The sequence below is a fragment of the Streptomyces sp. adm13(2018) genome (assembly GCF_008042145.1).
In the GTDB taxonomy this organism is placed as follows: domain Bacteria; phylum Actinomycetota; class Actinomycetes; order Streptomycetales; family Streptomycetaceae; genus Streptomyces.
Map to the genome: position 1 here is coordinate 1 of NZ_RDBH01000139.1, position 11,383 is coordinate 11,383.

Sequence of the window (11,383 nt, forward strand, 5' to 3'; positions counted from 1 at the left end):
AGCCCCTCCCCACCCGCGCCGCGCTCCGCGCCCGCGTGGACGACGCCGACACCTGGCGGATGCTCTTCGAGGAACCGCTGGGAGCCGCCGTCGAGCGGGAGTTCGCCGACGACCTGGTCCGCGGCGTCGTCCTGACCGACGCCCTGATCGGCACCTTCGCCGACGCCCACGACCCGACGCTCCTCCAGAACCGCTGCTTCCTCTACCACGTCGTCGGCGGCGGCACCGGCGACTGGGACGTGCCCGTCGGCGGCATGGGCGCCCTCACCGACGCCCTCGCCGACGCGGCCCGCGCCGCCGGCGCGGAGATCCGGACCGGCCACGAGGCCACCCGGATCGAGACGGACGGACGGCGCGCCGAGGTCACCTTCCGCACCGCCGACGGCGAGGGCACCGTCGAGGCCGGCCACGTCCTCGTCAACGCCTCGCCCCGCGACCTCGCCGGCCTCCTCGGCGACCCGCCGCCGCCCGCCCCCGAGGGCGCCCAGCTCAAGGTCAACATGCTGCTGACCCGGCTGCCCAAGCTCCGCGACCGCTCCGTCGACCCGCACGAGGCCTTCGCCGGCACCTTCCACATCGCCGAGGGGTACGGACAGCTCGCCACCGCCCACGCAGAGGCCGCCGCCGGCCGACTGCCCTCCGCGCCGCCCTCCGAGATCTACTGCCACTCCCTGACCGACCCGTCGATCCTCGGCCCCGGACTCGCCGCGACGGGCCACCACACCCTCACCCTGTTCGGCCTGCACACCCCCGCCCGGCTGTTCGCCGCCGACAACGACGGCACCCGTACCGCGCTCCTCACGGCGACCCTGGAACAGCTGGACGCCCACCTCGACGAGCCGCTCGCCGACTGCCTGGCCCTCGACGCGGACGGCCGGCCCTGCATAGAGGCGAAGACGCCGCTCGACCTCGAACGGGAGCTCCGCCTCCCCGGCGGGCACATCTTCCACCGTGACCTGTCCTTCCCGTACGCGGACCCCGCCGCSGWSCSGSWCSGCGGCGGGGCCGAGGGCCGGTGGGGCGTCGGGACCGGCCACGCCAACGTCCTCTTGTGCGGCGCGGGCGCCGTCCGGGGCGGTGGGGTCAGCGGCATCCCGGGCCACAACGCGGCGATGGCGGCGCTCGGCCACTGACCCCCGGCCCGGAGGCCGGTTGCCCGGGGCCGTACCGAACGGGGGGCGTACCCGACGGGGGGCGTACCCGACGGGAGGCGTACCCGACGGGAGGCGTACCCGACCGGGGTCTCTCCGTTCGGACGCGTTGACGTCGCCCCGCCCCCGCCTGTGGTGTGAAGCTGATCTGCGAGCGCGCTTAAGAAATCCTCGATGGACCGCGAGCGCTCCGTACGGAAGATTCTGTTCCAGGGATCTTGGGCGCGCTACCGCGCCCGCACCCCGCACATCACAGGACACGCACGTCGGGAGCCGTGGCATTGAAGGCGTTGGTCAAGCTGAAGGCGGAGCCGGGACTCTGGCTCACGGACGTGCCCGAGCCGGAGACCGGCCCCGGAGACGTGCTGATCAGGGTGAAGCGGACCGGTATCTGCGGGACCGACCTGCACATCCGGTCCTGGGACGGCTGGGCGCAGAAGACGATCGCCACGCCGCTGACCGTCGGCCACGAGTTCGTCGGCGAGGTCGTCTCCGTCGGCCGTGACGTCGCCGACATCGCCGTCGGCGACCTGGTCAGCGGCGAGGGGCACCTCGTCTGCGGCAAGTGCCGCAACTGCCTGGCCGGCCGCCGCCACCTGTGCCGGGCGACCATCGGCCTCGGCGTCGGCCGGGACGGCGCGTTCGCCGAGTACGTGGCGCTGCCCGCGTCCAACGTGTGGGTGCACCGCGTCCCCGTCGACCTGGACATCGCCGCGATCTTCGACCCCTTCGGCAACGCCGTGCACACCGCGCTGTCCTTCCCGCTGGTCGGCGAGGACGTCCTCGTCACCGGCGCGGGCCCGATCGGCATCATGGCCGCCGCCGTCGCCAAGCACGCCGGCGCCCGCAGCGTCGTGATCACCGACGTCAGCGAGGAGCGCCTGGCCCTGGCGCGCAAGACGGGCGTGACGCTCGCCCTCGACGTCGGGGAGCACACCATCGCCGACGGCCAGCGGACCCTCGGGCTCAAGGAGGGCTTCGACGTCGGCCTGGAGATGTCCGGCAACCCCCATGCGATGCGCGACATGGTCGCCAACATGACCCACGGCGGCAAGATCGCCATGCTGGGCCTGCCCAGCGAGGACTTCGCCGTCGACTGGGCGAAGATCGTCACCTCCATGATCACGATCAAGGGCATCTACGGCCGCGAGATGTTCGAGACCTGGTACGCCATGTCGGTGCTCCTGGAGGGCGGGCTCGACCTCTCGCCCGTCGTCACCGGACGCTACGCGTACACCGACTTCGAGGCCGCCTTCGACGACGCGGCCTCCGGCAAGAGCGGCAAGATCATCCTCGACTGGACTGCGGGAGCCTGACCCATGTTCGATTCCGTACGCGACGACATCCGCGCCACCCTGGACGAGATCCGGGAGGCCGGACTGCACAAGCCCGAGCGCGTCATCGGCACCCCCCAGTCGGCCACCGTCGCCGTCACCTCGGGCGGCCGCCCGGGCGAGGTGCTCAACTTCTGCGCCAACAACTACCTGGGCCTCGCCGACCACCCCGAGGTGGTCGCCGCCGCCCACGAGGCGCTGGACCGCTGGGGCTACGGCATGGCGTCCGTCCGCTTCATCTGCGGCACGCAGGAGGTGCACAAGGAGCTGGAGGCCCGCCTCTCCTCCTTCCTCGGCCAGGAGGACACGATCCTCTACTCCTCCTGCTTCGACGCCAACGGAGGCGTCTTCGAGACGATCCTCGGCCCCGAGGACGCCGTCATCTCCGACGCCCTCAACCACGCCTCGATCATCGACGGCATCCGCCTCTCCAAGGCCCGCCGCTTCCGCTACGCCAACCGCGACATGGCCGACCTGGAGCAGCGTCTCAAGGAGGCCGCGGACGGCGGCGCCCGGCGCAAGCTGATCGTCACCGACGGCGTCTTCTCCATGGACGGCTACGTCGCCCCGCTGGACGAGATCTGCGACCTGGCCGAGCGCTACGACGCCATGGTCATGGTCGACGACTCGCACGCCGTCGGCTTCGTCGGCCCCGGCGGCCGCGGCACCCCCGAGCTGCACGGCGTGATGGACCGCGTCGACATCATCACCGGCACCCTCGGCAAGGCCCTCGGCGGCGCCTCCGGCGGCTACGTCGCCGCCCGCGCCGAGATCGTCGCCCTGCTGCGCCAGCGCTCGCGCCCGTACCTCTTCTCGAACACGCTCGCCCCGGTGATCGCCGCCGCCTCCCTCAAGGTCCTCGACCTTCTGGAGTCCGCCGGCGACCTGCGCGACCGGCTGCGCGCCAACACCGAGCTGTTCCGGACCCGGATGACCGCGGAGGGCTTCGACGTCCTCCCCGGTGACCACGCCATCGCCCCCGTCATGATCGGCGACGCCTCCGAGGCCGGCCGCATGGCCGAGCTCCTCCTGGAGCGCGGGGTGTACGTGATCGGCTTCTCCTACCCGGTCGTGCCGCAGGGTCAGGCGCGGATCCGCGTCCAGCTCTCCGCCGCGCACTCGACGGAGGACGTGAACCGGGCCGTGGACGCCTTCGTCGACGCCCGCGCGGCCCTGCGGGGCTGAGGCGCTCGCGGGCCCTCCGGCCTGCGAGACTGGGGGCATGATCGAAGCGCGGCGGTTGCACATCCTCCGTGCGGTGGCCGACCACCGCACGGTCACGGCGGCGGCCGCCGCGCTCTATCTCACCCCCTCCGCCGTCTCCCAGCAGCTCGCCGCCCTGGAGCAGGAGACCGGCCACCGGCTGGTGGACCGCAGCGCCCGTGGCGCCCGGCTCACCCCCGCCGGTGAGATCCTGCTCCACCACGCCAACGCCGTCCTGGCCGAGCTGGAGCGTGCCGAGTCCGCACTCGCCGCCTACAGCTCGGGCGAGGCCGGTACGGTCACGGTCGCCGCCTTCGCCACCGGCATCGGCCTGGTGGTGGCCCCGGCCCTCACCGCCCTCGCCACCGCCGCGCCCGGCATCCGGGTCCGGGTGCGCGACGCCGAGGGCGACGAAAGCCTCCTCATGGTCCTCGACCGGCAGGTCGACGTGGCCGTCGCCGTCGAGTACCGGGGCGCCCCGGGCGAGGACGACGCCCGCCTCACCCGCGTCCCGCTCTACGCCGAGCCCTTCGACGCGGTCCTGCCGCCCGGCCACGCGCTGGCGCCCCAGGAACGGGTGGCGCTCGCCGATCTGGCCAAGGACGCCTGGATCGGGCAGTCCACCGGCAACCCCTGCCACGACGTGACCGTACTGGCCTGCGAGTACGCCGGTTTCACGCTCCGTCTCGAGCACTTCTCCGACGACTTCCGCGCGGTGGTCGCCCTCGCGGCGGCGGGGGCGGGCGTGGCGCTCGTACCGCGCTCGGCGCTGCGCGGCATGGAACTCGCGGGCGTGGAGGTACGACCGATCGACGGGGTCGCCCCGACCCGTCGGGTCTTCGCCGCCGTCCGGCGCGGCGCGGAGGAGCACCCGCTGATCAGCCCCGTACTGACCGCCCTGCGCACGGCGTCGGAGCCCGGAGTCTGAGCAGACGCGCGATGCCCGGCCGCCGGGGCGTCTCCCCGCCGGCCGGGCATCGGCCCGGCTACCAGAGGCTGGAGAAGCCGAGGCGCAGACGCTCCTCGTCGGTGGCCACCGCGAGGGAGCCGTCCTTCACCAGAGCGGCCTCCTGGGGGGTCAGCGCCCGCCCGAAGAGGCGCACGTCGTCCAGGGCGCCGCGGAAGAGCTGCGCGACGCCGGGCGGCTGGTCGGGGAAGTCGGGCCGCGCACCGAGGTGGATGCTGAACTCGCCCGCGGGGGTGAGGCTGGTGCTCTCCTCCCGGTGGGCCACCTTGACGGGGGCGGTGGCGGGAGCGCCGCCGTCCACCGCCAGGCTGATGCCGGCGCCGCGGCTGAACACGACGTGGTGCCACGCGCCGTCGTTGTACGAGGAGGGCAGCGTCACCTCCGTGACGCGCGCGTCCGTGCCGATGGTGGCGCGCAGGACGCCCGAGCCCGGTTCGGCGCGGACCGAGAAGTGCCTGCCCTGCATCCCGTACGCCCAGATGATCGGCAGGGTGCCGGTGGTGGCCGAGTGGCGGAACCAGGCGGTGACGGTGAAGTCCCCGTCCTCGACCCGCAGGGACGGCGAGCAGACCAGGCGCAGGTAGTCGTCCGTACCGTCGAACTCCATGGCCTTGCCGCCGCCGCGCGCTCCGAGGACGGCGCCGCCGTGGACCAGGGCGTGGTTGCCGGGCTGACCGGCGGGCCGCTCGCGGGTGTCGGCGGTGCGCGGGAGGCGCAGCTCGGTCGCGGCGGCGTCCATGTTCGCCTCGGTGAAGGAGGCGAAGACGACGTTGCCGTGCGGGATGTTCCCGGCCGTCTCGTACAGGACGCCGATCGAACGGTCCGGCAGCAGCGTCAGATCGGAGTATCCGGTGCGGGCCGCCGAGACCAGGGTGCCGACCGTCCGCCAGCTCCGGCCCTCGTCGTACGAGGAGCGGACGGCCAGGTCGCGGCGGTCCTCCAGGGGGCTGGGGCCCAGTCGGGAGGGACCGGAGTAGAGCAGTCGGTCGCGGGCGTCGCCACGGTCCTTCGCGTGCAGCCGGAGCAGGGAGCCGTACGTCGGGGAGGTGTCCAGGTCGGCGACCGGGGTGAAGGGTGCGGCGAAGGAGGCGCCGCCGTCCGTGCTGGTCGTCTCGAGGCGGTGCTCGTTGGTGGCGCAGCGGGTCGGCGCGGAGTTGCGCGCGTTGACGTACACGGCGCCGGTCGTCGTCTGCACGACGGTCAACTCCCCGGGGAACGCGCCCTTGTCGGAGACCGGCTCGGTGACGGCGCCCAGGCTCCAGGTCAGACCGCCGTCGTCGCTGTAGTACAGCTGGGCGCCGGCCGTCGAGCCCCGTGCGGTGTGGTCGCCGGGCACGATCAGCCGGCCCTGGTGCGGGCCCCGGTCGAGCTGGATGCCGTGGCCCGGGCCGGTGGACACCCAGATCCACTCGGCGGGCTTCAGGTGCGGCAGCGCGACGCTCGGCGACCAGGTGGCCCCGCCGTCCGTGCTGTGCACGGCGTGGACGGTGCGGGCGTGGCCCGAACGGCTGGGGGCGGCCGGGTCGCGGTTCCAGTCGCTGCTGGAGTACAGGAGGGTGATCCGGCCGGTGGCCGCGTCGACGACGGGGGCGGGGTTGCCGTGCGCGAGCACGTCGCCCGCGCCGACGACGATCCGGGCGTCCTTCTCCCAGGTCCTGCCGCCGTCGAGGGACCGCTTGAGCACGAGGTCGTTGTCGCCGATGTCGCTGCAGCCGGTGGAGTCCAGCCGCTTGCGGCCCTCGGCGAAGGCGAGGACGACGCCCGTCCCCGTGGTGACGACGGCCGGGATCCGCGTGCAGTGGTACTCCGTGCGCGCCTTGAACAGGGTGGTGACCTGCTGCGTCGGGACGGTCGGCGTGGCGGTGGCCGTCGTGGCGGCGGTGGTGGACGCGGCGGCGCGGGGTGTCGGTGCGACGACCAGGGCCACGGTGGCCAGGAGGGCGAGGGAGAGGGCGCCCAGCCAGGCGGGCGGCGCGAAGCGGCGCGCGCCCGGTGGACGGCGCTCGGACAGGAACAGCATGACGGGACACCTCGGCGGTCTGGTGAAGGGGACGGAGGGTGGCGTGGCCGGGAGGCGACCCTCGTGGCGGAGGGAGTCCGTGGCGGACCCCGATGTCCCCGCGCCCCCGGTGACCTTCCGTTGATCATTCCTTCGGGACGGTACCCCATGTGATCAGCCGTGCGAGGTCCGTACGCGGCCCGTGCACGGTCCCGTGCTTCGGCGCGGGACGGTCGTGGTCAATCGGCCGATCTGACCCAGCCGTTCGCCTCGACGCGCGACCCGTCCGCCGGTCGTGCCTCGTCGAAGACCGGGCGCCCCGCCGCGTCGAGCAGCCGCAGCCCGTCCACGTACACCCCGCGCCCCGCGTACCGCTGGTCCGTGGTGTACCGCCAGCGCAGGAGGGTGGCCGCCCCGGGCAGCGGTGCGGACACGGTGTGCCAGACCCGGCCGGACCAGCCGTCGACCGTGCCCGTGGGGTGTGCGGTGCGTCCGTCGGTGGTGAAGGGCAGCGGTCGCCAGGTGGCGCCGCCGTCGGCCGAGGCCTCCAGGGCGGCGTGGTCGGCGCCCGGCTCGGTGTCCCACCACAGCGCGCACTCCAGACGGACGGCGTCCGGCGTCCGGGGGAGCGTCAGGGTGGCGGTGGTGGCGCTCGCCATGCCGGAGAACCAGGCCGTACGCCCCCGGAACGGCCGTACCGGTACGGCTCTGGCCAACTGGTTCGCGGTGGCCACGCGAGGCGCCGAGCCGGAGCGCCAGGAGCGCACCGGGTGCACGGAGTTGCCCAGGACGATCAGGAAGGAGTCGGTGGTCGGGTCGAGGACCAGACTGGTGCCGGTGAACCCGGTGTGACCGGCCGTCCGGGGCGTGGCCATCGCGCCCATGTACCAGTGCTGGTAGAGCTCGAAGCCCAGGCCGTGCTCGTCGCCCGGGAAGCCGGTGTTGAAGTCGGTGAACATCAGCTCCACCGAGGCGGCGGAGAGGATGCGGGCCCGGCCGTAGGCGCCGCCGTTGAGCAGGGTGCGGGCGAGGATCGCGAGGTCCCAGGCGCGGGAGAAGATCCCGGCGTGGCCGGCCACCCCGCCCAGGCTGTGGGCGTTCTCGTCGTGGACCTCGCCCCGCACCATGCCGCGGTCGAGGCCGGACCAGGGCGGGCGGGCGTCCTCGGTCGCGGCGATCGCGGGCCGCCAGGAGAGCGGTGGGTTGAATCGAGTGCGGTGCATCCCGAGCGGAGCGGTGATCTCGTCGTGGAGCAGGGCATCCAGACCGCGACCGGTGATCTCCTCCAGGATCAACTGGAGCGTGATCAGGTTCAGATCCGAGTAGAGGTACGCCGTCCCCGGCGGGTTCGCCGGGACCTCGTCCCAGATCAGCCGCAGCTTCCCCTCCCGTGTCGGCTCCTTGTACAGCGGGATCCAGGCCCGGAACCCCGAGGTGTGGGTGAGGAGCTGACGGACCGTGACGTCCCGTTTCCCGCCGCCGCCGAACTCCGGAAGGTACGCGGCGACCCTCGCCTCCAGCTCCAGCGTGCCGCGCTCGATCTGCTGCACGGCGAGGATCGAGGTGAAGAGCTTGGAGACCGACGCCAGGTCGAAGACGGTGTCCCCGGTCATCGGGACCTGCCGGTGCGCGGGCAGTTCCACGCCGGTGTCGGTCTTCTCGTCGTACGCCGCGTAGCGCACGGCCAGGCCGATCGGCCGGTGCAGGGCCACCGTGCCGCCCCGTCCGGCGAGCAGTACGGCCCCCGCGTACCAGGGGTGGACGGGGGAGGGGCCGAGGAAGGTCTCGGCGTCCGCGACCAGCCGGTCCAGGTGCTCCGGCAGCAGCTCCGCCCGTGCGGCGGACCCGCGCCGCAGCGTGGTCCGGCGTGCGCCCGCGGCACCGCCGGTCCGGGCCGCGTCCCCCCGCGCCGGACCTGAACCCGTGCCCGTACCCGAACCCGTACCCGGTTCCGGCGAGGCGGCCGCGGCCCCCGGGATCGATCCGATCATGAGCGCACCTCCCAGGGCGAGGGCTCCGCCGCCGAACGCCCGGCGGCTCGGACCCCGGTCCCACCTGGACTCCTCCGTCATGCCACCCTCTCCCACAGCCCTTTGAAAGAGAACTTCAGCCACGCCGGAAAGATCTGAAACTTCTCTACCGGAGCGGGGGTCGGCGGCGGAAGCGTCCGGCACCGCAAAGAATCTGACGATGCATCAGAAAAGCTCTTCCCTCCGTCACGCCGCTGCGGCATCCTGCCGCCCATGAAGACGGAGCTGAGTCGCACCCTGGGGATCGAGCACGCCATCTTCGGCTTCACGCCCTTCCCCGCGGTGGCCGCCGCACTGACCAGAGCCGGCGGGTTCGGCGTCCTCGGCGCGGTCCGCTACACCGCCCCCGACGACCTCGCCCGCGATCTCGACTGGATGCAGGAGCACACCGACGGTCTGCCCTACGGCCTCGACGTCGTGATGCCGGCCAAGAAGGTCGAGGGAGTCACGGAGGCCGAGGTCGAGGCCATGATCCCGGAGGAGCACCGGGCCTTCGTCCGGGCCACGCTCGCCAAGCACGGGGTTCCCGAACTCGCCGAGGGCGAGGAGTCCGGCTGGCGCATCACCGGCTGGATGGAGCAGGTCGCCCGCGACCAGCTCGACGTCGCCTTCGACTACCCGATCAAGCTCCTCGCCAACGCCCTCGGCTCCCCGCCCCCCGACGTCGTCGCCCGCGCCCACGATCACGGCGTGCTCGTCGCCGCCCTCGCCGGAAGCGCCCGGCACGCCCGCCATCACGCCGACGCCGGCATCGACGTCGTCGTGGCCCAGGGCTACGAGGCCGGCGGCCACACCGGAGAGATCGCCTCCATGGTGCTCACCCCCGAGGTCGTCGACGCCGTGTCCCCGCTGCCGGTCCTCGCCGCCGGCGGCATCGGCAGCGGCGAGCAGATCGCCGCCGGCCTCGCCCTCGGCGCCCAGGGCGTCTGGCTCGGCTCGATCTGGCTCACCACCACCGAGGCCGAGCTGCACTCCCGCGCCCTCACCGCCAAGCTCCTCGCCGCCGGATCCGGCGACACCGTCCGCTCCCGCGCCCTGACCGGCAAACCGGCCCGCCAGCTCCGCACCGAGTGGACCGACGCCTGGGACGACCCGGCGGGCCCCGGCCCGCTCCCCATGCCGCTCCAGGGGCTGCTCGTCGCCGAGGCCGTCTCCCGTATCCAGCGGTACGAGGTGGGCCCCCTCCTCGGTACCCCCGTCGGCCAGATCGTCGGCCGGATGAACTCCGAGCGCAGCGTCCAGCAGGTCGTGGACGAGCTCACCCGCGGCTTCGAGAAGGCCGTCGACCGCGTCAACCGCATCGCCGGACGGAGCGAGTCATGAGCCAGTCAGCCGCAGCCACCGGATTCTGGGCCCAGGCCACCGCCGACCCCGGCCGCACGGTCCTCGTCGCGCCCGACGGCGAGGAGTGGACCGCGGGCCGCCTCCACGCCGAGGCCAACCGGCTGGTCCACGGTCTGCGGGCGGCGGGCCTGGAGCGCGGGGACGCGTTCGCCGTCGTCCTGCCCAACGGCCCGGAGTTCCTCACCGCCCATCTCGCCGCCGGTCAGGCCGGGTTCTATCTCGTCCCGGTCAACCACCACTTCGTCGCCCACGAGATCGCCTGGATCGTCGCCGACTCCGGCGCCAAGGTCCTCATCGCCCACGAGCGGTTCTCCGAGGCCGTGATCCCCGCCGCCGACGAGGCCGGGCTCCCCGCCACCCACCGGTACGCCGTCGGTACGGTCCCCGGCTTCCGCCCGTACGCCGCGCTGCTCGACGGCCAGGACGAGGCGCCGCCCGCCGGCCGCACCCTCGGCTGGGTCATGAACTACACCTCCGGCACCACCGGACGGCCCCGGGGCATCCGCCGCCCGCTCCCCGGGAAGCTCCCCGAGGAGACCCACCTCGGCGGCTTCCTCGGCATCTTCGGCATCCGGCCGGCCGACGGGAACGTCCACCTCGTCTGCTCGCCGCTCTACCACACGGCGGTACTCCAGTTCGCCGCCGCGGCCCTGCACATCGGGCACCCCCTGGTCCTCATGGACCGATGGACGCCGGAGGAGATGCTCCGGCTCATCGACCGCCACGCCTGCACCCACACGCACATGGTCCCCACCCAGTTCCACCGCCTGCTCGCACTGCCCGAGGAGGTACGGAACCGCTACGACGTCTCCTCCATGCGCCACGCCATCCACGGCGCCGCGCCGTGCCCCGAACACGTCAAGCGGGCGATGATCGACTGGTGGGGGCGGTGCGTGGAGGAGTACTACGCCGCGAGTGAGGGCGGCGGGGCCTTCGCCACCGCCGAGGAGTGGCTGAAGAAGCCCGGCACGGTCGGCCGGGCCTGGCCCATCAGCGAACTCGCCGTCTTCGACGACGACGGCGTCCGGCTGCCGCCCGGCGAACTCGGCACCGTCTACCTGAAGATGAACACCGGCGGGTTCCATTACCACAAGGACGAGGCGAAGACCGCGAAGAACCGCATCGGCGACTTCTTCACCGTCGGGGACCTCGGCCTCCTCGACGAGGACGGCTACCTCTTCCTGCGTGACCGGAAGATCGACATGATCATCTCGGGTGGGGTCAACATCTACCCCGCCGAGATCGAGGCCGCCCTCCTCGCCCACCCCGCCGTCGCCGACGCCGCCGCCTTCGGCATCCCGCACGCCGACTGGGGCGAGGAGGTCAAGGCGGTCGTCGAGGCGGCCGAGGGGTAC

The 11,383-nt window shown here is 73.3% G+C and carries 7 protein-coding genes and 1 pseudogene; 6 read left to right on the forward strand and 2 right to left on the reverse strand.

Annotated features, from left to right (window positions below; all coding sequences use genetic code 11):
- The 4 genes and pseudogenes from EAO70_RS27190 to EAO70_RS27205 all read left to right on the forward strand — a co-directional run.
- A pseudogene (locus EAO70_RS27190) lies at positions 1-1,133 on the forward strand (phytoene desaturase family protein); the annotation flags it as partial.
- A gap of 299 nt (positions 1,134-1,432) precedes the next feature.
- Positions 1,433-2,467, forward strand: coding sequence for an L-threonine 3-dehydrogenase (gene tdh / locus EAO70_RS27195; RefSeq protein ID WP_148005561.1), 1,035 nt, complete (start codon positions 1,433-1,435; stop codon positions 2,465-2,467).
- A 3-nt stretch (positions 2,468-2,470) separates the two neighbouring features.
- A complete protein-coding gene (locus EAO70_RS27200) occupies positions 2,471-3,670 on the forward strand; it encodes a glycine C-acetyltransferase (RefSeq protein ID WP_148005545.1) in 1,200 nt (399 codons plus the stop codon).
- A 37-nt stretch (positions 3,671-3,707) separates the two neighbouring features.
- On the forward strand, positions 3,708-4,616 hold the full coding sequence (locus EAO70_RS27205) for a LysR substrate-binding domain-containing protein (protein ID WP_148005546.1): 909 nt from the start codon (positions 3,708-3,710) through the stop codon (positions 4,614-4,616).
- Positions 4,617-4,674: 58 nt separating this feature from the next.
- Here the strand turns inward: EAO70_RS27205 and EAO70_RS27210 are convergent, their stop codons facing one another.
- A complete protein-coding gene (locus EAO70_RS27210) occupies positions 4,675-6,675 on the reverse strand; it encodes a sialidase family protein (RefSeq protein ID WP_148005547.1) in 2,001 nt (666 codons plus the stop codon).
- Between the two features lie 218 nt (positions 6,676-6,893).
- Positions 6,894-8,726 (reverse strand): serine hydrolase domain-containing protein, encoded by a 1,833-nt coding sequence (locus EAO70_RS27215; protein ID WP_148005548.1) that lies wholly within the window; start codon positions 8,724-8,726, stop codon positions 6,894-6,896.
- A 171-nt stretch (positions 8,727-8,897) separates the two neighbouring features.
- Between EAO70_RS27215 and EAO70_RS27220 the strand changes: the two genes are divergently transcribed.
- Positions 8,898-10,007 (forward strand): NAD(P)H-dependent flavin oxidoreductase, encoded by a 1,110-nt coding sequence (locus EAO70_RS27220; protein WP_148005549.1) that lies wholly within the window; start codon positions 8,898-8,900, stop codon positions 10,005-10,007.
- Positions 10,004-11,383: AMP-binding protein (locus EAO70_RS27225; protein WP_148005562.1), on the forward strand; the 1,380-nt coding region annotated here is incomplete at its 3' end. The genes EAO70_RS27220 and EAO70_RS27225, both read left to right, overlap by 4 nt.

What these genes read in the sequence shown, in the direction of transcription:
- EAO70_RS27205 (WP_148005546.1), top strand. Translation starts at nt 3,708, where the DNA reads ATGATCGAAGCGCGGCGGTTGCACATCCTCCGTGCGGTGGCCGACCAC.
- EAO70_RS27210 (WP_148005547.1), bottom strand. Translation starts at nt 6,675, where the DNA reads ATGCTGTTCCTGTCCGAGCGCCGTCCACCGGGCGCGCGCCGCTTCGCG.
- EAO70_RS27220 (WP_148005549.1), top strand. Translation starts at nt 8,898, where the DNA reads ATGAAGACGGAGCTGAGTCGCACCCTGGGGATCGAGCACGCCATCTTC.
- EAO70_RS27215 (WP_148005548.1), bottom strand. Translation starts at nt 8,726, where the DNA reads ATGACGGAGGAGTCCAGGTGGGACCGGGGTCCGAGCCGCCGGGCGTTC.
- EAO70_RS27200 (WP_148005545.1), top strand. Translation starts at nt 2,471, where the DNA reads ATGTTCGATTCCGTACGCGACGACATCCGCGCCACCCTGGACGAGATC.